19 protein-coding genes are annotated in these 21,416 nt (G+C 68.8%); 6 read left to right on the top strand and 13 right to left on the bottom strand.

Features of this window, described 5'->3' with window-relative positions; translation table 11 throughout:
• Positions 1-46: 46 nt before the first annotated feature.
• From NS220_RS11900 to NS220_RS11925, 6 genes are all read left to right on the top strand, one after another.
• Positions 47-589: a hypothetical protein gene (locus tag NS220_RS11900; RefSeq protein WP_058624267.1), complete on the top strand. Its 543-nt coding sequence runs from the start codon at positions 47-49 to the stop codon at positions 587-589.
• A complete protein-coding gene (locus NS220_RS11905; protein WP_058624268.1) occupies positions 586-3,267 on the top strand; it encodes a hypothetical protein in 2,682 nt (893 codons plus the stop codon). The genes NS220_RS11900 and NS220_RS11905 overlap by 4 nt, the downstream gene beginning before the upstream one ends.
• Before the next feature lie 210 nt (positions 3,268-3,477).
• Positions 3,478-3,744 carry a hypothetical protein gene (locus NS220_RS11910; protein WP_058624269.1) on the top strand — a complete coding sequence of 89 codons (267 nt, stop codon included), beginning with the start codon at positions 3,478-3,480 and terminating at the stop codon, positions 3,742-3,744.
• Positions 3,741-4,865: a glycosyltransferase family 2 protein gene (locus NS220_RS11915; protein ID WP_058624270.1), complete on the top strand. Its 1,125-nt coding sequence runs from the start codon at positions 3,741-3,743 to the stop codon at positions 4,863-4,865. Before NS220_RS11910 ends, NS220_RS11915 begins: the two co-directional genes overlap by 4 nt.
• Positions 4,862-6,097, top strand: coding sequence for an acyltransferase family protein (locus NS220_RS11920; protein ID WP_058624271.1), 1,236 nt, complete (start codon positions 4,862-4,864; stop codon positions 6,095-6,097). Before NS220_RS11915 ends, NS220_RS11920 begins: the two co-directional genes overlap by 4 nt.
• A 16-nt stretch (positions 6,098-6,113) precedes the next feature.
• Positions 6,114-6,977 (top strand): NAD-dependent epimerase/dehydratase family protein, encoded by an 864-nt coding sequence (locus NS220_RS11925; RefSeq protein WP_058624272.1) that lies wholly within the window; start codon positions 6,114-6,116, stop codon positions 6,975-6,977.
• A gap of 152 nt (positions 6,978-7,129) precedes the next feature.
• Here NS220_RS11925 and NS220_RS11930 read toward each other — a convergent pair whose 3' ends face one another.
• The 13 genes from NS220_RS11930 to NS220_RS11990 form a co-directional block, all read right to left on the bottom strand.
• The gene (locus NS220_RS11930) at positions 7,130-8,359 is read right to left on the bottom strand and encodes an ABC transporter ATP-binding protein (RefSeq protein ID WP_058624273.1); all 1,230 of its coding nucleotides are present in this window, start codon (positions 8,357-8,359) and stop codon (positions 7,130-7,132) included.
• Positions 8,360-8,364: 5 nt separating this feature from the next.
• The gene (locus tag NS220_RS11935; RefSeq protein ID WP_058624274.1) at positions 8,365-9,276 is read right to left on the bottom strand and encodes an ABC transporter permease; all 912 of its coding nucleotides are present in this window, start codon (positions 9,274-9,276) and stop codon (positions 8,365-8,367) included.
• A gap of 72 nt (positions 9,277-9,348) precedes the next feature.
• A complete protein-coding gene (locus NS220_RS11940) occupies positions 9,349-10,758 on the bottom strand; it encodes a sugar nucleotide-binding protein (RefSeq protein WP_058624275.1) in 1,410 nt (469 codons plus the stop codon).
• 4 nt (positions 10,759-10,762) lie between these two features.
• The gene (gene rfbB, locus NS220_RS11945; RefSeq protein ID WP_058624276.1) at positions 10,763-11,761 is read right to left on the bottom strand and encodes a dTDP-glucose 4,6-dehydratase; all 999 of its coding nucleotides are present in this window, start codon (positions 11,759-11,761) and stop codon (positions 10,763-10,765) included.
• Positions 11,761-12,630 carry a glucose-1-phosphate thymidylyltransferase RfbA gene (rfbA, locus tag NS220_RS11950; protein ID WP_058624277.1) on the bottom strand — a complete coding sequence of 290 codons (870 nt, stop codon included), beginning with the start codon at positions 12,628-12,630 and terminating at the stop codon, positions 11,761-11,763. Before rfbA ends, rfbB begins: the two co-directional genes overlap by 1 nt.
• Positions 12,631-12,732: 102 nt before the next feature.
• Positions 12,733-13,866 (bottom strand): NAD-dependent epimerase/dehydratase family protein, encoded by a 1,134-nt coding sequence (locus tag NS220_RS11955; protein ID WP_058624278.1) that lies wholly within the window; start codon positions 13,864-13,866, stop codon positions 12,733-12,735.
• Positions 13,867-13,870: 4 nt separating this feature from the next.
• Positions 13,871-14,812 (bottom strand): UDP-glucuronic acid decarboxylase family protein, encoded by a 942-nt coding sequence (locus tag NS220_RS11960; RefSeq protein ID WP_058624279.1) that lies wholly within the window; start codon positions 14,810-14,812, stop codon positions 13,871-13,873.
• Positions 14,813-14,843: 31 nt separating this feature from the next.
• Complete coding sequence (locus NS220_RS11965) at positions 14,844-15,725, bottom strand: glycosyltransferase family 2 protein (protein WP_058624280.1); 882 nt, start codon at positions 15,723-15,725, stop codon at positions 14,844-14,846.
• A gap of 16 nt (positions 15,726-15,741) precedes the next feature.
• Positions 15,742-16,623, bottom strand: a complete 882-nt coding sequence (locus NS220_RS11970) for a glycosyltransferase (protein WP_058624281.1) — start codon at positions 16,621-16,623, stop codon at positions 15,742-15,744.
• Positions 16,620-17,888 (bottom strand): lipopolysaccharide biosynthesis protein, encoded by a 1,269-nt coding sequence (locus NS220_RS11975; RefSeq protein ID WP_058624282.1) that lies wholly within the window; start codon positions 17,886-17,888, stop codon positions 16,620-16,622. Before NS220_RS11975 ends, NS220_RS11970 begins: the two co-directional genes overlap by 4 nt.
• On the bottom strand, positions 17,885-19,009 hold the full coding sequence (locus NS220_RS11980; protein ID WP_058624283.1) for a glycosyltransferase family 4 protein: 1,125 nt from the start codon (positions 19,007-19,009) through the stop codon (positions 17,885-17,887). The genes NS220_RS11975 and NS220_RS11980 overlap by 4 nt, the downstream gene beginning before the upstream one ends.
• On the bottom strand, positions 19,009-20,223 hold the full coding sequence (locus tag NS220_RS11985; RefSeq protein WP_081323147.1) for a glycosyltransferase family 2 protein: 1,215 nt from the start codon (positions 20,221-20,223) through the stop codon (positions 19,009-19,011). Before NS220_RS11985 ends, NS220_RS11980 begins: the two co-directional genes overlap by 1 nt.
• Positions 20,220-21,416, bottom strand: a complete 1,197-nt coding sequence (locus NS220_RS11990) for a glycosyltransferase family 4 protein (protein WP_058624284.1) — start codon at positions 21,414-21,416, stop codon at positions 20,220-20,222. The genes NS220_RS11985 and NS220_RS11990 overlap by 4 nt, the downstream gene beginning before the upstream one ends.

The raw sequence follows: 21,416 nt of genomic DNA on the forward strand, positions 1-21,416 counted from the left end.
TCCGTGTCCGGGGGGCATTTTCCCTGTTAACAGTGATACTGGAGGGGTGAATGAACGTTCCGGCCGATCGCCGAGGATCTCCGGGCGTGCCCGGCACCGCACGCGCGTCCTGCAGGGCGCCCTCGTGGCGGTCGCCCTCGTCGCGACGCTGACCGCGTGCGCGTCGCGCCCCGGCGCGTCCACCACCGCGACCCCGACCGTCGAGCCCGCGCCCACCGCCTCGGCATCCCCGTCGCCCTCCGCGACCCCCTCGCCCGAGGCGACGGACGAGGTGCAGCCTGAACCCGTGGCGACCAGTTCGGGGCCGGCGCTGGTCACGATCGTCAACTACGGGGCAGACGGTCAGAACATCTCGGCGTCCGGTCTCGTCTCCGGACCCATCGAAGAAGGCGGTGTGTGCACGCTGACCGCGACGTCGGCGAGCGGTGCGATCTTGACCGGATCCATCGATGCGGTGGCCACGCCCGCGGCCGTGAACTGCGGCATCATCGACATCCCGGCGCCCGCGGGGGAGTGGAAGCTGGTGCTCGAGTATCGCTCCGCCGGGACGTCGGCGGCGTCCGAGGCCGTCACGGTCTCCCAGCCGTGACCTTCGCCCCCGCCCGCGCGCGGTTCTCCTGGGTGCTGGCGGCGCTGGCCTCTTTCGCGTTGGTGCTCGGGATCCTGCCGGTGCTTGCGCCCGCCGTGGCCCCGGCGGCGACGGCGGCGAACGCGAGCGACTTCCAAGACGGCTTTCTGATCTCGGACGACAACTTCTTCGACGCCGGCTCCCTGACGGCATCCGACATCCAGAACTTCCTCAACGGCAAGGTCACGTCGTGCCGGGGAGACGAGGGGATGCCGTGCCTGAAGGACTACGTCGCCCAATCGACGCCGTCGCTCGGCGCGGATTCGTACTGCCGGGCGTTCGGCGGGGGCACGATGAGCGCCGCCCAGCTGATCGCCGCCGTGTCGCAGGCGTGCGGCATCAGCCCGAAGGTGATCCTCGTCATGCTCCAGAAGGAGCAGGCGCTGATCACCGATCCCGCCCCCTCGCCCTATCAGTACCGCGCGGCGCTCGGCCAGGGATGTCCTGACGGCGCAGCGTGCGACCCGAATTTCGCCGGATTCTTCTACCAGGTGTACGGTGCCGCACGGCAGTTCCAGATCTACGTGAAGAACCCGCGCTGGTACAGCTACCAGCTGGGGTGGAACAACATCCTCTACCAGGCGACCCCGCCCGACAACGACAGGGTCTGCGGCACGAAGCGCGTGAACATCAAGAACGACGCCACGCGCGCGCTGTACATCTACACGCCGTACACGCCCAACCAGGCGGCGCTCGACAACCTCTACGGCACCGGTGACTTCTGCTCGGCGTACGGAAACCGCAACTTCTGGCGTCTCTACACGGACTGGTTCGGCAGCCCGACGGCGTCTCCCGTCTCCGGCGAGTATGCGCGCGTCTGGGCCTCGCTGGGCGGTGCCGGCGGTCTGCTCGGCTCGCCCACGTCCACCGAGCAGTGCTTCGGCACCTACTGCCAGCAGTCGTTCCGCAACGGCACCATCTTCTGGTTCCCGGGCCGGGGAGTCTTCGGCGTGCCCACGGTCATCGAGTCGATGTGGCGCAACCTGGGCTTCATCGACGGCGCGGTCGGTAAGCCGACCGGTGTCGTGGTGTGCCAGAGCGACATGACCTGCACGCAATCCTTCGACGGCGGTGTCATGGCCGCCGATCCGACCGGCGGCAACCTGGTCGGCAGACACGTCGAGAACGTCTGGTCGTCGTCCGGGGGAATCGGCCTGGGGGCCGCGCGAGGTCCGGAGGTGTGCTCCAACGGGTCGCAGTGCGCGCAGATGTTCGCCCACGGCGCCCTCTTCTCGGGCGGTTCCGCGACGGCGGTGGTCGAGCCGCTCTTCAGCGCCTGGGTCCAGGCCGGAGCCAGTGGCGGGTCACTCGGCTTCCCCCTCAGCGACGCGTCGTGCGTATCGGCCGGATGCACCCAGCGTTTCGGAGGCGGACTCATCGCCTCATCGGGTCGCGCCAGTGCTCAGGTCGTGCCGGAGCCCATCGCGACCAAGTACCTCCGCGCGGGCGGCCCCGCCGGTGTCGGCGGCCCTGCGGGTCCGCAGGCCTGCGATTCCTCCGGCGCCTGCAGCCAGCGCTTCGGCTCCGCCCGGATCGACACCTCGTCGAAGGGGACCTTCATCACGATGAAGTGGTTCTTCGACGCCTGGTCGGCCGCCGGATTCGAGAAGGGGCGTCTCGGTCGACCTCTCGCCGACATGTCCTGCATCCCTGCCACCTGCTACCAGCGGTTCTCCGGTGGCACTCTTTCGGGTTCTCCGTCCGGTGGTGTGGTGGCCGTGTACGGCGCCTACCGCGATCTCTGGTCGAAGACGGGCGGTGCCGGGGGGTCGCTCGGGCTTCCGACCAGCTCCGAGTCCTGCAACGGCGTCAACTGCGCGCAGACCTTCGAGAAGGGCGTCATCGGCTGGACCCCGAAGTACGGTGCGGTCGCCGTGACCGGGCGGTATCTCGCAGCCTGGCAGGCGCAAGGCGCGGGAGACGGCCGCTTGGGCGGACCGCGCTCGGCCCCGTCGTGCTCCGCGAGCATCTGCACCCAGGCCTTCCAGACCGGCGTGCTCACCACCGCACCCTCGGGTGCCCTCGTCGCCGTGGCAGGGGAGTACCAGAGCCTGTGGAATCGCGCCGGCGGAGCCACGGGGCAGCTGGGACGACCGCTGAGCGACGAGTCGTGCAACGGTCGCAGCTGCTCGCAGGTGTTCCAGAACGGCGTGGTCGTGTGGACGCCCGGTTCGCGAGCAGTGATCGTGTCCGGCTGGTTCCTGGCTCCGTGGCAGGCCGCGGGATCCGAGAACGGCCGTCTGGGCGCCCCGACGGCCGCGATGGTCTGTCTTCCCGTCACCTGCTACCAGGCCTTCCAAGGGGGAACCCTGACCGGGTCGCCTTCGGCGGGCATCCTGCCCGTCTACGGCGCGTACCGCGATGTGTGGATGAACGCCGGCGGCCCGGCGGGAACGCTCGGTCTTCCGACCCGAGCGGAGTCCTGCTTCGGCTCGTACTGCCGACTGCCCTTCGAACGCGGGACCATCATCTGGCGTCAGTCCGCGGGGGCCCTGGCGATCGCGCCGCCCGTCTTCGCGACGTGGGATGCCGCGGGAGGCGTGACGGGTCGCTACGGTCTTCCTCTCGCCCCGGCGGCGAAGAGCGGCGGCAAGGTCACGCAGAACTTCGAACGGGGTACGGTCTCGGTCGCCGGGTGAAGTCTGTCCGGCGGCGACGTCAGCGCCAGGGTGCGCTTACGTGGGGATGCTAATCTACGACGCGATGTGGAAGACGGAGCTTCTCCCCTCCACCGCCGTTGTCCGGCAGGCCCACCGCAAGTGTTCCCGGCCACCGAGTCAGCACACCCCTCACCGTGGCCCCGTGCCGCTCCGGGGTTGTGCCCAGAGAATCAGAAAGAGGTGTTGGCGATGGGGAAGAACCAGGAGCTGACCTCCGAGGCCGTTGATGCGGTGTCGCTCGAGCGTGCCCTTCAGGACGCCGAGATCGCCAATCGGCGCGTGATCGAGTTGACCCGTGGTCTGCTCGAACGCGAGGAACAGATCACCAAGCTGCAGCTGGAGATCGTGTCCCTGAAGCAGCTCCTCGACCCCCGTCGCAAGATGGAGCACGTGTTTCGCAAGAACCACGCCCTCTACGTCGTGGCGCGCCGGGCGCGAAGGATGATGGGGCAGTGACCGCGGCGACGCCCCGGGTCCTGCTCGCCGTCACCTTCTACAACGGTCGGGACTTCGCGCGCCGCACCTTCGAGTCGATCGCGCACCTCGATCGCGACGGTTTCGAGCTCGACGTGCTCGTCCTCGACGACTGCAGCCCCGAGCCGGGTTTCAGCGAGTACCTCGCCGAACTCGCCACCGAGTTCGGTGCCGTGTTCTACCGCTCTCCTCGCAACCAGGGTATTCCGCGCAACGTCAACCTCGGCCTCGCTACCGCGCAGCGGCTCGGGTACGACTACGTGATCATCTCCAACTCCGACGTCATCTATTCGCGTAACTCGGTGCGAGTGCTTCTCGACGTGGTGTCGGCGTCCCCCGCGGCCGCCTCGGTGACCGCGTGGTCCACCAACGTCGATCCGTACTCTCTCCCCAACGGCACGGAGCTGTACGTCGAGACGCCCGAGGTCGCCGATCTCATCGGCGAGGCGCTCTCCGACGAGTTCGCATCCGAGGCGTTGGAGATCCCCGCGGGGATCTCGTTCGCCATGATCGTCCCCGTGTCGGTCCTTCCCACGGTGGGGCTGATGGATCCGGTCTTCGGCCGCGGGTACGGCGAAGAGTCGGACTGGTCCGCGCGAGCGACGAGCGCCGGATACCAGCACCTTCTCGCCCAGGGGGCGTTCGTGTACCACGCGGGCCGTGGGTCGACGCTCGCGGCCGGGGTGATCTCGCAGAGTGACATCGCGGACTGGAGCAACCAGCACATCGTCAACCACCGGTCCCCGATGTTCCGATGGAGCGTCGACGGGTTCCTGCGTTCGGGCGTGCTCGAGAAGGCCCAGGTCCGCGCGGTCGCGGCGTTGATCCTCGCCGCCGCCGTGCGGGGCGGATACGCGGTCATCGATCCGACGATCGACTGGGACGATCAAGACCCCAGCGTCGTCACCGTGACCATTCGATCGCAGGCGTACGAGATGTGCATGGCGCACTGGAACGGCTTCACGGTCGAGATCGACACCGACTCCCTCGACGTGCTCGCCTCCATCCGCAACTTCTTCTCCGGCGCGGAGCCCATCTACACGAACATTCCGGCCGCGACGTGGGAGGGTGCCGAGGAATTCGGCTATCCCCTCGGCGTGTGATCGCGGTGCGCAGTCTGGGAGAGGCGTTCGATCCGCGTCACAACTCCATCGGGTTCCTCCGGTGGGCGATGGCCTTCATGGTCATCTTCAGCCACGCGGGACCCGTCGCGGGTATCTTCGGCGGCGTCGACATCGGCGCGCAATGGGGAGCCGAGACCTCGCTCGGTGGCGTTGCGGTCACGGGCTTCTTCTTCCTCTCCGGAATGCTCATCACACGGAGCATGGTCCGTTCGCGCTCCCCGTTCCGATACCTCTGGCACCGCGTCGCGCGCATCTATCCTGCGTGGTTCCTCATCCTGGTCGTGACGGCGTTCCTTCTGGCTCCTCTTGCCTGGCACCACTCCCAGGGCACCTTCCAGGGTTTCCTCTCGTTCCCGGACAACTCCCCGTGGGACTACGTTGCGAACAACTTCACCCTGGTCTTGAACCAGTGGGCGATCGCGGGTACCGGGGGGAGCACGCACGCGGTCCAGGTCGGTTACAACACGTGGAACGGCTCCGCCTGGACCCTGATGTACGAGTTCGCGTGCTATCTCGGCATCCTCGCCCTGGGAATCATCGGGGCGCTGCGCGCGCGAATCGTCGGTGCGCTCGTGGCGGGGGGACTCCTCTTGCTCAGCACCTTCCAGGCGCTGCACATCGGCGATCTCGGTTCTGTCGTCCAGACGTTCTCCAACCCGCAGGTCCTGCAACTCGTGGCCCCTTTCGCCTTCGGCACTTTGGTGCAGCTCTACATCGAGAAGGTCCCGTTCGACGACCGACTCGGTATCGCGATGCTGGTCATCGCTGCGCTGTGCTGGTGGCGCGGAGGGTGGTTCCTCTTCGGCCAGTACGCGTTCGCTTACGGACTGATCTGGTTCGGCACCCGGGTGACCGCGCTGTCGCGCTGGGACCGCCATGCCGACCTCTCTTACGGCATCTACATCGCCGGTTGGCCCGTCATGTTCCTCGCCGCCGAGTACGGGCTCCCCGAGCGGGTGGGAGCCTTCGGCTATCTGCTCGTGGTGATCGTGGTCGTGCACGTCTACGCCTACCTCAGCTACATGCTGATCGAGAAGCCCGCGTTGGATCTGAAGAACTGGATGCCACGATGGCTGGCGCGTATCCGAGGAGTCGATCCCGTGGCACCGAGCGGGGGCGGCGCGGGTCTGTTGGTGCGGGCCCGCTTCGTTCCCCTCGTGCTCTTGCTGATCGCGACGACGGCTCTCGTCGTCATCGGCGTCGTACGGTAAAGCCCAGGAGGTCGTCGTGAACAAGATCGTCGTCATCACCGGTGCCGGTGGCTACGTGGGCCGGCACGTCACCCGCGCGGTGGCGGAGTTGGGTTACGAGGCCGTCGCGGTCGTTCGTCAGCGACGCGACGGCGACCTCGCCGCGGAAGCACGCGTCGTCGAGGCCGATGTGCTCGACTCGTCGTTCGACATCTCCGCGGTGGCGCCCGTGAAGCGGATCGCCGCGGTCATCCATCTGGCCTGGCAGGACGGTTTCGTACACAACGCCCCGTCGCACCTCGAACGGCTGTCGGATCACTATCGTTTCCTGGCCGCTCTCGTCGAGGCCGGAGTGTCCCGGATTGCGGCCCTCGGGTCGATGCACGAGATCGGCTACTGGGAGGGCGCTGTCACGGCGGAGACGCCCACGAACCCCGTGACCCTGTACGGCATCGCGAAAGACGCCCTGCGGCGCTCTGCGACCCTCACCATCGGGAACCGTGCGGAGTTCGTGTGGCTCCGCGCCTACTACATCCTCGGGGATGACCGCCGTAACCGGTCGATCTTCGCGAAGCTTCTGGAAGCCGCGGATCGGGGCGAGACAGTCTTCCCCTTCACGACGGGGCGAACCCTCTACGACTTCATCGACGTCGCCGAGCTCGGCCGTCAGATCGCCGTTGCGGCCACGGCGGAGGGCCTGACCGGCATCGTGAACGTCGCATCCGGCGAGCCGGAGTCGCTCGCGAACCGCGTCGAGCGGTTCATCAGCGAGAACGAGCTCGACATCGCGTTGGAGTACGGAGCCTTCCCCGATCGCCCCTACGACTCACCCGGCATCTGGGGGGACGCGGCGACGATCACCGAGCTGATGGCTCGGTCGCCGTTCGCGCGGCGAGACTGACGCCACCCCGCGCGAGCGCGTCCCGTCGTACGGCGGCCTGCGGGCATGGATGACCCGCCCGGCCGCGACACCGCGTGCGGCCACCGACGGCATCCGCGCCGCTCCGTGAGGGGCCCGTCGAGCCGTGCGGGCCGGGACGGAGAATCCCGCGCTCAGCGCCCTGAGGTCGCCGAGCCCTCCACATCGATGCGCATGTAGCCCGTGGCACGGGGGTCGAACTCGACGTTGAACGAGGTCGCCTGCATGATGTTGTGCAGGTCGTTTCCATGAGCGTCGATCAGCGTCGCGTTGATGAAGTACTTGCCGCCCGCGAGGGGCGGATCCTTCAGGACGAACGAGACATCCGCCGACCCGGTCATCGGGTCGACCGGTGTCTTCAGCCAGTCGGTGCCGGTGACGAACATCTTGTGGCCCATGTGATCGTCGATCTGGACGCGGCATCCCCACTTGTCGAGATGCGTGGACGAGAGCGTCAGCTGGATCTCGAGGTCGTCGCCGGGCTGGAGAGGCTCACCGGGGCCGCGTCCGACGACGACGGCGCGCACGCTGTCGACCGAACCCTGGGGACGTGGTGCACCCGGGTCAGCGGCGTCGCGCTCGGCCACCCGTCGTTCTTCGAGCAAGTCGCGGAAGCGGGCGACCGCCGTGGACGGCGCACCGTCGAAGAGCACCTCTCCCTGGTGCAGGAGCACCGCGCGCCCGCACAGCTCGACCACCTGGTCGAGCGAGTGCGTCACGAGGATGATCGTGCGCCCCTCTTTCTGGAAGTCGCGGATACGGTCCATGCACTTGCGTTGGAACGCCTCGTCACCGACCGCGAGCACCTCGTCCACCAAGAGGACGTCGGGATCGGTGTGCACCGCCACCGCGAACGCGAGCCGCACGTACATGCCCGAGGAGTAGAACTTCACCTGCGTGTCGATGAAGTCGCCGATCGAGGCGAAAGCGACGATGTCGTCGAACTGCGCCTCGGTCTCTTCGCGGCTGAGCCCGAGGACCGACGCATTGAGGAAGACGTTCTCTCGGCCCGTGAGATCGGGGTGGAAGCCCGCGCCCAGCTCGAGCAGCGCCGCGAGGCGGCCGCGCTCTTCGACGGTTCCCGAGGTCGGGTCGACGATGCCGCCGATCACCTTGAGCAGCGTGCTCTTACCGGAGCCGTTGTGACCGATCAGGCCGATCGTCTCGCCGGCGTAGATGTCGAGGTCGACGTCGCGCAGCGCCCAGAACTCCTTCTTGTGACGGCGCCCGGCGCGACCCAGGGTGACGACGCGCTCTTTGATCGAGGAGTCTTTGCGGATCGTGAACTTCTTCGAGACGCCGCGGATGCGGGCCACCTCGGGTCGAGGAGCGTTCTCCGGGTGTGAGACGGGGGGAGTGGGCATGGGGGTCACAGCTCCTGGGCGAAGTTGCCCTGCAGGCGGATGAAGACGCGGTGGCAGACGAGCAGCAGCACGACGCCGACGACGCCGGCGATGCCCATGCGCAAGAGAAGGTCGGCGGGCCATTCCGCGGTGTCGCCGGCGACCCAGAATGCGCGCTGGAAGCCGAGAACGGCGAGAGTGAGCGGATTGTTCGTGTACACCTCGAGCACGGTCGGCGACGGGATCAACGTCTTGGCCATCTGCCACGAATAGACGATCGGGCTGGCCCAGAACAGCAGCATCGTGATGACCTCGACGAGGTACTGGACGTCGCGCAGGTACACGTTGACGGCGCTGAACAGCAGGGCGAACGCGGTGCCGTAGATCACGATCAGCATCACGGACGGGACCGCATAGACCAGCTGAAGATGGAACGGCGGCTTCGCGACGAGGAACGTCGCACCGATCAGGACGATGAGCTGGATGCAGAAGTTGAACAGCGCGGAACCCACGCTCGAGAGAGGGAACACCTCGCGCGGAAGGTAGACCTTCTTGACCAGCCCGGCGTTGGTGAGCACCGAACCTGTTCCGCCGACGACGATCTCGGTGAACAGACCGATCGCGGACAGTCCCGCGAAAACGTAGACCGCGAAATCGGGGATGCTCTTGGCCGCACCGAGGAACTGACCCATGACGACGAAATACACCGCCAGCTGGATCAGCGGGCGGATGAGCGACCAGAAGAAGCCGAGGGTCGAATCCTTGTACCGGGCCTTCAGGTCGCGGCGGACGAGGAGGCCCAGCATTTCGCGGTGGGAGAAGATCGCTCGGATCGCTCCCCACCACGCCCCGGAGCCGCTGACGGCGCCGACCGGCTTCAGCGGGGTCGCCGCGAGCCGCTGCAGGCGAAGCGTAGCCTCTTCATTTGCGCGTGACATCGCCTTCGATCCTACCGTGCGCCTACCTGAGAGCCGCCGGAGGCGAGACCGGAGCGGCTCGACAGCCGAGGATCACCCCCGGGTCGAAGCGAGGTACTGCTGCAGGCGTTCCTGCCACGTGATGTCGAGCACGGTCGTCTCGAGCACGCTGTTGCGCGGTCGCGGCGAGATCCGAACGGTCGACGAGGCGTGATACTCCTCTGTCGTGACGCCCGTGACGCGGTCCGGATCGTGCCCCGTCAGGCGGAACACCTCGCGGGCGACCTCGTGCCATGCTGCCGGCTCGCCGACGCTCGTGACGTTGTGCACGCCGTACGGGGCGCCGGACTCCACGAGGTGGCGGATGCTCGCGGCGACGTCGGAGGCGAACGTCAGTCGACCGATCTGGTCGTTGACCACTCGCGGATCGATCCCGCGCTCGGCGAGGTCGACCATCGTGCGGACGAAGTTGTTCCCCTCGCCGATCACCCAGCTGGTACGGATGATGTAGTGCCGCGGCACCACGGACACGATCGCGTCACCGGCCGCCTTCGTCTGCGCGTAGACGCCGAGGGGGGAGAGGGGATCGGATGCGGTGTAGGGCGCGTCCTTCGTGCCGTCGAACACGTAGTCGCTCGAGATGTGGACGAGGGTGATGCCGTGGGCGGTGGCCACGCGGCTCAGCGCGGCGACCGCGGTGACATTGGCGCTCCACGCCTCGACACGACCCTCCGGCGTCTCCGCGGCGTCGACCTTCGTGTAAGCGGCGGCGTTGATGATGGTGCGGTAGTCGCGCCACCGGCGCGCGGCACCCAGGTCGGCAGACGAGAGGTCGAGATCCGCGCGGGAGGCGTACTCGATCCACGGGTGATCGCCGAATTCTGCGCGCAACGCACGCCCGAGCTGGCCGTCTGCTCCCGTGACGAGGATCTTTGCAGGAGGCATCGGCACGACCTCGGCCAGTCGCGGATGCTGGAGGTCCTTCGCACTGATCTCGACCGAATCGAGCGGGATGGGCCAGGCGATCGACGCCGTCTCATCGGCGAGATTGAGGAAGGTGTACGTCGCGTCCGGCGACCAGTGGTCGTTGACGAGGTACGTGTACGCGGTGTCGGGCTCGAGCGTCTGGTACGAGTTGCCGACGCCGCGCGGCACGAAGATCGCCGTCGACGCGTCGAGTTCGGCGGTGAAGACCGCCCCGAAGGTGTCGCCCTCGCGCAGGTCGACCCAGGCCCCGAAGATCCGGCCCGTCGCGACCGAGACGTACTTGTCCCAGGGCTCGGCATGGATGCCACGGGTGGTGCCGACCGCATCGTTGAACGAGATGTTGTTCTGCACCGGACCGAAGTCCGGCAGATCGATCCCCGCAGCGAGCATCTTCTCGCGCTGCCAGTTCTCCTTGAACCATCCCCGGGTGTCGCCGTGCACAGGGAGATCGAGGAGGACCAGCCCCGGGATGGGGGTCGTCCGGGCCGAGAGGGCTTTACCGAACTCGATGGTCACCGCGTCACTGCCCCTTGCTGGCGTAGAAGGCTTCTACGCCGTCCTTGGTGGGTGCCCACCAGGACTCGTTGTCGCGGTACCAGTCCATCGTCGCGGCGAGGCCCGACTCGAAGTCGCCGTAGGTCGGCACCCACCCGAGCTCGGTGCGGAGCTTCGTGGAGTCGATGGCGTATCGCAGGTCGTGGCCGGGTCGGTCGGTGACCAGGTCGTAGGCGTCGGTGGGCTGGCCGCTCAACTGCAGGATCAACTCGACGACCGTCTTGTTGTCCTTCTCGCCGTCGGCGCCGATCAGGTAGGTCTGACCGATCTCGCCCTTGTCGAGGATCGTGAGGACGGCCGACGAGTGGTCGTCGGCGTGGATCCAATCCCGGACGTTCTCGCCCGTGCCGTAAAGCTTGGGACGGATGCCGCGGAGCACGTTGGTGATCTGGCGCGGGATGAACTTCTCGACGTGCTGGTACGGCCCGTAGTTGTTCGAGCAGTTGCTGATCGTCGCGCGGACCCCGAAGGATCGCACCCACGCGCGGACGAGGAGGTCGGACCCGGCCTTGGTCGACGAATACGGCGAGGACGGGTTGTACGGGGTGCTCTCCGTGAAGCGTGCCGGGTCGTCGAGCTCGAGGTCGCCGTACACCTCGTCGGTGGAGATGTGGTGGAAACGCACGTCGTGGCGGCGCGCGGCCTCGAGCAGCGTGTACGTGCCGATGATGTTCGTGTCGAGGAACGGCCGCGGGTCGTGGAGGGAGTTGTCGTTGTGCGACTCGGCGGCATAGTGCACCACGGCGTCGGCCTCGGCGACGAGAGGATCGACGACCGCGGCATCCGCGATGTCGCCCACGACCAGCCGCACGCGGTCCTCGGGGAGCCCGGCCAGCGAAGCGCGATTGCCGGCATAGGTGAGCTTGTCGAGCACCGTCACGGTGTGATCCGTGTGCGCGATGACGTGATGGACGAAGTTGGAACCGATGAAGCCGGCGCCGCCGGTGACGAGAAGGCGTGCCATCAGTGGCCTCTTTCCAGGATTTCGAGGAGGTATGCGCCGTAGCCGGACTTCACGAGAGTCTTCGCGCGTTCGCGCAACGCCTCGTCGGACAGGAAGCCCTGCCGCCAGCCCACCTCTTCGGGGACCCCGATGCGCAAGCCGGTGCGACGCTCGATCGTGCGCACGTAGTCGGCGGCGTCGGTCATCTGGTCGAAAGTGCCGGTGTCGAGCCACGCGGTCCCGCGCGGGAGGACCTCGACCTGGAGCTTGCCGGCCTCGAGGTACGCGCGGTTGATGTCGGTGATCTCGTACTCGCCGCGAGGGGAGGGCTCGAGCCCGCGGGCGATCTCGACCACGTCGTTGTCGTAGAAGTACAGGCCGGGCACCGCGTAGTTGCTCTTCGGGTGGGTGGGCTTCTCTTCGAGGGAGACCGCGCGGCCGTCGGCGTCGAACTCCACCACGCCGTACGCGGTCGGCTCCCCGACCCAGTAGGCGAACACGGCGGCGCCGTCGACGTCGGTGAAGCGCTTGAGCTGCGTACCCAGTCCGGGGCCGTACAGGAGGTTGTCGCCGAGGACGAGGGCGACCTTGTCGTCGCCGATGAAATCCGCCCCGATCGTGAACGCCTGGGCGAGGCCGTCGGGCGACGGCTGCTGCGCGAAGGACAGGTTGATGCCGAACTGCGACCCGTCGCCGAGGAGCCGTTCGAAGAACGGCGCGTCGTGCGGGGTCGTGATGATCAGCACGTCGCGGATGCCCGCGAGCATGAGCGTCGACAGCGGGTAGTACACCATCGGCTTGTCGTAGACCGGAATCAGCTGCTTCGAGACGCCGAGCGTGATCGGATGCAGTCGTGTGCCCGAACCACCGGCGAGAATGATGCCCTTCACGCCTTCATCGTGTCACAGTTCGCGGCACGGCCCCGAACGTGACGGCCCGGACACCCGGCGGGAGAAGAGGCGCGCGAGCCGAGCGGCGGCCAGCCGACGGGGCTACTTCAGCAGCCGCCGAGCAGCCATCTCTTCGAGGGACTGACGGTAGGTGTCGCCGCCCACGGGCTCGTCGACGACCCACTCGACGAAGCGCCGCACCCCCTCGGCGAAGGGGACCTCGGGGTGGAAGCCGAGCACCGAACTCAGGCGGCGGGTGTCCGCGACGTTGTGGCGGATGTCGCCGAGTCGGTAGCGGCCCGTGATCGAGGTCTGCACAGGGACGCCGAAGGCGGCGGACAGCGCCTCGACCACGTCGAGGACGGTCGTCGCGGTGCCCGACCCGACGTTGAAGACCCCACCCGCCGCTTCGGGGATCGTGGCGGCCAGGAACGTGGCCTCGACCACATCGTCGATGTAGACGAAGTCGCGGCTCTCCTGTCCGTCCTCGAAGATATCGATGCCCTGCCCCTGGCGGATGAGGGTGGAGAAGATCGAAAGGATCCCGGTGTACGGGTTGGTCAGCGATTGCCCCGGCCCGTACACGTTCTGATAGCGCAGGGACACGGCTTCGACGCCGATGGTCGGAGCGACCGTCATGATCAACGATTCCTGCACCTGCTTGGTGATCCCGTACACCGACGAGGGGTGCAGCACCGCGTCCTCGGACGTGGGGATCAGCTCGAGCTCTTCGCCGTCGTCGCCGCGGACGGCGAAGTCACCGCTCGCCATCGCGGCATCGGTCCGGTGCGGCGGGTAGACGACGGTGCCGGCGCCGGTGCGGTACGCGCCCTCGCCGTAGATCGATCGCGAGGAGGCGACGACCATGCGTCGCACCGAGTGAGGCTCGTTGGTCAGCAGATCCATGAGCTTCGCCGTGCCGCCGATGTTGGCTTCGACGTAGCGGTCGATCTCGTACATCGACTGGCCGGTGCCGGTCTCGGCGGCGAGATGGATCACGATCTCGACGTCGACGAGGGCCGCACGCAGGTCGTCCACCGACGTCACCGTCCCGCGGTGCACCTCGGCCACGCCCGCGACGGCGCGCAGCAACGGCGAGGTCGTGTCGGGATCCGAGCCGTGCACCTGGGCGAGGAGCGCGTCGAGCACCCGGACCCGATGACCGGCAGCAGCGAGCCGCGACGCCAGGCGGCTTCCGATGAAGCCTGCGCCGCCGGTGATGAGGACGTGAGCCACGGCGTCAGTCCGCCAGTACCGAGCGGAAGTACTCGATCGTGCGCTCGAGGCCGGGGCGCAGGGCGACCGTCGGCTCCCACCCGAGTTCCCGGCGCGCGAGGTCGATGTGGGGCTGGCGCTGCTTGGGGTCGTCCTGCGGCAGGGGGCGGTGCTCGATCGTCGACGAGCTCCCGGTGATCTCGAGGACGGCGTTCGCGAGCTCGAGCATGGTGAACTCGCCCGGGTTGCCGACGTTGATGGGGCCGGTGACGTCGTGGCCGGTGTTCATGAGACGGACCATGCCGTCGACGAGGTCGTCGACGAAGCAGAAGGAGCGGGTCTGCGAGCCGTCTCCGTAGATGGTGATCGGCTCACCGCGGAGGGCCTGCACGATGAAGTTCGAGACCACGCGTCCGTCGTTCGGGTGCATGCGCGGGCCGTAGGTGTTGAAGATGCGGATGACCTTGATCGACAGGTCGTGCTGGCGGCGGTAGTCGAAGAACAGGGTCTCGGCGGCGCGCTTGCCCTCGTCGTAGCAGGAGCGCGTGCCGATGGGGTTGACGTTGCCCCAGTAGTCCTCGGTCTGGGGGTGCACCGCCGGGTCGCCGTAGACCTCGGACGTCGAGGCCTGCAGGATCGGCACCCGCAGGCGCTTCGCGAGGCCCAGCATGTTGATCGCGCCCATGACGCTGGTCTTGGTGGTCTGCACGGGGTCGTGCTGGTAGTGCACCGGAGAGGCGGGGCACGCGAGGTTGTAGATCTGGTCGACTTCCACGTAGAGCGGGAAGGTGACGTCGTGTCGCATGAGCTCGAACCGCGGGTTGTCGAACAGGTGCTCGACGTTGCGGCGGGATCCCGTGAAGAAGTTGTCGACGCAGATGACCTCGTTGCCCTCGGCGAGCAGTCGCTCGGAGAGGTGGGACCCGATGAAGCCGGCACCGCCGGTGATGAGAACTCTGGATGACACGTCCTCAGCGTAACAGCGGGGTCCGGGGCGCTCAGCGGGTGGCGGACACCATGCGCGCCTGACCGAACGTGCGCCCGAGGGTGCCCTCGAGCCGTCCGAGGAACATCGGCCACCCGTCGCCGACTGTGATCGGCCGGGGGTTGCGGATGCCGTAGAGCAAGCCCGCGGCGGTGAAGGCGAGGCGCCACCAGAGCGGGTAGCCGTGGACGGCGAAGGCGCGCCCGGTGCCGCGGCCGTAGGCGCGCAGCTTGCGTCGGCGTTCCGCTGTGCTGAGGCCGAAGCCCGTCGAGATGCCGTCGACGTGGACATCAGCGGGGAGCCACCGGAACTCCTTCAGAAGCCGGGGTTCGTGCGTCATCGCCCGCAGGAGCAGATCGGTGCCCTCCGCCACCTGCCACGGCGACGCCGAACCCGGACCCATGTTCTCGTCGAACCCTCCGACGGCGTCGAAGAGCGAGCGGCGGATCAGGATGCCCATCTCGATCACCGACCACACGTTGTACTTGTCCAGCGGTGTGCCCGCGGAGGGGAGGGTGGTCTTCGGGCCGCGCTCATCCCACGAGGTGAAGCCGCCCGCGAGGAAGCCGGGGTCGTCGACGGCGGCGTGCAGCGCGGCCACGGTGCCGTCGGGGTACGTCGTGTTGTCGTTGGGGAAGGTGACCACGGCGTCTCCGGCGGGCAGGGCCGCGACGCCCGTGTTGCGCCCGAGGGAGGCACCCCGAGCGGAGGTGGTCGCGGTCACCGGGACCCCGCGTGCGGAGAACTCCGCAGCGAGGGCGGCCACATCGTCCTGGGCGCCCTGGGCCACGAGGACGACATGATCGCCCTGACGGAGTTGATCCTCGAGGGAGGTCAGAAGCGCGCGGAGCGGCTCGAGCCGTCCCAGCGTCGTCACGACGAAGCCGATGGTCATGGGGCGTCCTCTCGGGTCAAGGCAGGGCGTTCACGGCCGGGTAGGCCGGATCGGGAGCGGGCGAGCCGAGGCGCCAGCCGGCCCGGACGTAGGCAGCACCGCGGCGATCGCCGCGCGCCGCGGTGAGCAGGACCTTGGCGCTGAGGCGGGCGAGGCCCGTCACGGTCGTGGCTCCGCCGTGCAGGGTGAGGAAGTGACGGAACGCCTGGCTGGAGTAGGCGAGGATCCGCGAACCCGCCCGCGAGTGCGACGACGAGACCGCGTGGGTCAGGACGGCGTCCGCCACCTCGGCGAAGCCGATACCGCGGGCGCGAAGGCGGAACCCGTACTCGACGTCCTCCCAGTACATGAAGAAGCGCTCGTCGAGAAGTCCCGCGGTCTCCAGCGTCGAGCGTCGCACGAGGACGCACGCCCAGGTCAGGAAGTCGGGCTGCTCCGCCGGCCGCGGTTGCCTGATGCCCCAGGTCAGGCGATTCACGATCCCGCCGGCGGAGAAACGCTGGCCGTCGGGCGTGACGATGCGCGGACCGACGACCCCGAGGGACGCATCCGTCGCCAACGCGTCACGTAGCCGGTCGATGTCGTCGACGGGGAGGGTCGCGTCGTTGTTCATGACAAGGAGGAGGTCGATCTCGTCGTCGGCGAGGAGGACCTTCATCCCGGCGTTCACGCCGACCGCGAATCCGGTGTTGGCGCTCAGCTCGACGAACTCGATGCGGTCGTCGGGCGCGAAGGCATCCCGGATCGTCCCATCTGCCTCGTTGTCGACGACCACGACGCGGGTGATGGCGGGCGAGGCGAGAAGGCCCGTCACGCACTCGACGGTCTGCACGCGATCGCGCCACGTGAGCACGACGGCGCCGACGCGCGCGCCCGCGTCATGGGGGGAGGGAGTCATACGGTGCGGTCCTGTTCTTCTCGGGCCGGAGGGGACGCGATGTCGCGCATCGCGACGGCGCACGGCCGCCACAGCAGGAGGGTGGCCAGGCCCTCGGTGAGGGCGTAGCCGAGAGCGGCGCCGAGGGGGCCGATCACGATGGCCATCGCGACCATGGCGGGGACGCCGATCGCCGTCGCCACGAGCGTAGCGCGCATGACCAGGCGGGCCTTGCCCGCGGGGAAGAGCACGTGACGCGTCATCGAGGTGCGGAGGGAGAGGAAGAGGAACACGAGGCCCATCGCGGCGACCAGATCGACTCCGGCCGCGGCCGACTCCCCGAACATGACCAGACTCACCCAGGGACCGAGCGCGGTGAGCACGAGGGCGCCGAGAAGGCCGAAGGCCCCGTGCGTGGCGAGGGCCACCCGCAGCCGTCGACGACGATCGAGGGCATCGCCTTCGCTAACCCAGCTCTGGAAGGCGCTCGCGAGGGTGAAGGGAAGGACGCTGCCGAGCTTGAACATCTTGTCGGCCGAGGCGTAGCCGGCGGCCGCGGAGGGGAGCGCCGTGACGTTCACGAGGGGAGCGGGCACGCTCGAGTACGCGCTCAGAGCGGCATCGTTGACGGCGACGGGGAGTCCCGCGCGCAGCAGTCCGGGAATCTCCCGGGCTGGGGGCCAGGGACCGGGATGCCGGCGCAGCAGGCGCGCGCTGAAGAGCGTCGTGCCGCCCAGCGTCACGAGAATGCCCGCGACCGGGTAGAGCTCGACGACGCCGGTCAGCAGGATCGCCCCCGCGGCGAGAGCGGTGGCCATCACGCGCGGGACCGCGTCGTAGACGATGATCGTGCGGGGATCCCCGACGCCCGCGCAGTACCAGGTGAACGTCAGGGCGATCAGGGCCCCCTGCACGCCCATCAGCACCGTCAGCAGTTCGGATCCCGGCGAGGCGACGAACCAGCACACCACCGCGAGGACGGGCAGCACGATCACGGCGAGCAGGAGTCGCACCACGATCGAGTCGCGGTACAGCCGTGCGCGCCGGTCGTCGTCGGGGGCGATAGAGATGAGGGCCGGGCCGACCGCCGTCCATCCGTAGCCGATCGCGATCGCCGCGAAGGTGCCGATCGCCTCTCCCGCGATCGCGCTGGCCCACCCGCCGTCGCCGGCGAGGCGCGAGATGAGCGGCAGGACCAGCAGGGGCGAGATGGCGGCGATGGCCGGGACCACCATGAAGCCCAGGAGACGTCCGCGCAGCGGTGCCGGTCCCGCCGTGTCGGTCATCGACGCTCCCGGAGCGCGCGGTCAAGGACCTCGGCGACGCCGTCGGCCGCATCATCCCAGGTGAAGCGCGAGGCCCACTCCTGCGCGGCTTCGCGGGTCGCTGCGTCCGGGGGGTCGGCGAGGACGGAACGGATCGCGGCGCCGAAGGCGGCGGCATCCGTCGCATCGGCGTAGCGGGCGGCGGCGCCGCCCACCTCGCGGAGCACGGGGACGTCATGGGCAAGGACCGGGACGGCTCGCCGCAACGCGTCGACGACGGGAAGACCGAATCCCTCGACGAGGGACGGGCAGACATACAGGTCGGCCACCTGGAACAGCGCCTCGAGCTGGGCGTCGCTCACCCAGCCGGGGAGGACGACGTCGCGATCCAGCCCCAGACGCTCGACGTGGGCGCTGAGCGGGTCGGGCAGGCGGCTGCCGGCGATGACCGTGACGGGCCGTTCCGCCCGGGGCAGAGCGGCCAGGGCCTCCAGCAGGCCGGGGAAGTTCTTGTGCGGCATCCGGTTACCGACGCTCAACACGACCCGTCGCCCCTGCGGGAGGCCGAGCGGGGCGAGCGTGGCGGCCGGGTCGTCCTGCGGGCGCGGCTCGGTGCTGCCGTTGTGCACCACCGAGATGCGGTCGGAGGCGACCCCGAGGCGGGCGCGGATGCTCTCCGCGGCCGCGTGCGACACCGTGAGCACCTGGTCGGCCGTCCGGGCCGACCGCCGCATGAGGAGCGAGGTGGCACCGCGCTGCGCGCGCTCGGCGAGTCCGCCGGGCACCTCGTCGTAGATCGCGTCGTGGACGGTGACCACGCGCGGAACCCCGCGGAAGATCGGCCCGAAATTCGCCGGCGCCCACACCAGGTCGGCCCGGTGGCGACGGGCGAGCACGTCGGTGGCGGCGACGGCGCCGAGCGCCCAGGTGGCCGGGTCGGCGCCGACCCAGGGCACGATCTGCACCGATCCGGGGAAGAAGGTCGTCACGCGCGTCTGTCCCGCGCGGCCGGTGAGGGCGGCGAAGCGCGCGTGCGGAATCCGCTCCTCCAGGCGGGGAAGGAGCTCCCGCACGTAGGTCTCGGTCCCGCCGCGCGAGCCGGTGAAGCCCAGCAGGTCGACGAGGATGCGGCGCGCGGCCATCAGCTCTCGATGACGGCTTCGGGCCGCTGCTCGCGTCGCGGGGTGGTGAGCACGCCGGAGAAGAAGCTCATCATCACGGTCTGGAAGCCGAGGATGATCGTCAGCGCGCTCGGAACCGCGATGCGCACCGCCTGCGCCGCGTTCTGTTGGCCGAAGTCGAGGCTGCCCCACAGCGCCACTTGGACGATGCCGATGACGATGCCCAGCACGAAGAGGGCGAGGCCGATCAGCAGGCCGCGCTCAGCCGACCACTTCGCGACGATGCGTCGATATCGCTCGCTCGTGGGGAGGAACCCCTCTTGCGTGGCGTACAGCTTCGTCAACCAGAAGAACAGCAGGGATTGGAATCCGATCACGCACAGCGCGCTGGCGTAGACCATCGTGGTGACGTCGAAGCCGACCCCGGCGATCTCGATCCCCCCGAACGACAGGACGCCGACGGCGATCGCGCCCAGGAAGAACGCGACGAGACCCGGGTAGACGAACAGCCAGCGCGGAGCGAAGAGCAGCAGGAAGCGGAGGTGCCGCCAGCCGTCGTGCCAGCTGCGCAGGTGCGGAGGCCGCGAGCGACCGTCCTTCTTGAGGGTGGTCGGCACCTCTTCTATGCGGTATCGGGCGAGGGAGGCGCGCACGACCATCTCGGAGGCGAACTCCATGCCCGTGGTCTGCAGGTCCAGTTCGCGGATACGGGCCCGGTTGAACCCGCGCAGGCCGCAGTGGAAGTCGCGGATGCCGGGGCGGAAGAACAGCTCGCCGATGAACGACAGCACGGGGTTTCCGAGGTACTTGTGCAGCGGCGGCATGGCACCGGGGGCGATGCCGCCGCGGAAGCGGTTGCCCATCACGAGGTCGGCGCCGGCGCGCAGGCGCTCGACAAAGGGCTCGAGGTTCTCGAAGTCGTAGCTGTCGTCGGCGTCGGCCATGATGACGAACCGGCCTCGCGCGGTCTCGATGCCGTTGATGAGCGCGGCCCCGTAACCGCGTCGGGGGGCGTGCGAGACGCGCGCGCCGAGGCCCTCGGCGATCGCCTGCGATCCGTCGGTGCTGCCGTTGTCGGAGATCAGGACCTCACCGCGGATCCCGGTGCGCGACAGGAAGCCCTGCGCCTTGCGGATGCAGACCTCCAGCGTCTCCGCCTCGTTGAGGCAGGGCATGAGGATCGTCAGCTCGACCTCATCGGTGGGGGCGGGATCGGTACGGGCGGGAGTGGTCACGGGGTGTCTTCTTTCGTCTTCACCGAAGAGCGGGTCGGCAGCGCCAGTGCCGACGCGATGCCCTCCACGGTGCGGCGGATGGTACGGGTGCGGACGGCGGTGTCGTACCAGGCGCGCGCGGTGCGGCGCAGGTCGTCACCGCCGTCGGCGACGGTGCGGATGGCCCGGGCGAGGTCGTCGGGGCGGGTGGTGGGAGCGACGACGCCGTTGACGCCCTCGTCGATGAGTTCGGTGGCGGCGTTGCCCTCGTGCGCGACGAGGACGACCGGAGTGCCGTGGGCGTTGGCTTCGACGACCACGAGGCCGAAGCCCTCACGGCGCGAGGGGTGCACGAGCGCGAGGGCCCCGTGCAGGAGCGTGTCGAGCTCGGCATCCGAGACGAATCCGGGGAACTCCGTCCAGTCGGAGCCGCCCACGCGCTCGACCTCTGCGCGCACCGCCTCGGAGCTGGGCCCGGTGCCGAGGATCACCAGTCGGAGGTCCGGGAGGCTCTCGCGAGCGGCGGCGACGGCGGCGGGGATGACCTCGACCTGCTTGTCGGGGATATGACGGCCGACGTAGAGGACGTAGGGCGGTTCGGCCGCCGGACCGGGCGTCTCGACCTCGGCGGCGTCGTCGATGAGCCCCGGGCTGACCAAGGGCGGGCGACGAAGGCCCTCGGTGCGCAGACGCGTCGCGGTGAGCTGGGAATGGCAGGTGGCGAGCGGGGTGAGCGCGATCGCCACGCGCTGCAGGAGCCACGCGATCGTTCCGGTGACCAGGCCCGAGTACTCCACCCACTGGCGCCGGTGCCACACCTCGAGATAGTCCACGACCACCCTCGTGCCCGATCCGAGCAGGGCCAAGCGTGCGGCGAAGACGTTGAAGATCGGCAGGCCGCTCACGATGAGAGCGGTGTAACGGCGACGGCGACGAACGAGCGCGCGGAACAGCGCGGCGGCGTAGCGCAGGGCCGCCGGGATGCGGCGCACGCCCCCGGGGGAGTACAGGCTCAGCCGGCCGGTGATCGGACGGATGCGGAAGTGCTCCTCGATCGGCGTCGGACCGTCCCACTGCACGGCCGTGAGGTAGTCGACCTCGAGTCCGCGCCGTCCGAGCTCGTCGGCCTGCGCGCGGTACTGCCGCTCGCCCCCGCCGGTCGAATACGGGAACAGGCAGTCGTAGGCGACCGCGACCGTCGTCTCACGCGCCAT

This window comes from Microbacterium testaceum (assembly GCF_001476655.1).
GTDB lineage: Bacteria > Actinomycetota > Actinomycetes > Actinomycetales > Microbacteriaceae > Microbacterium > Microbacterium testaceum_C.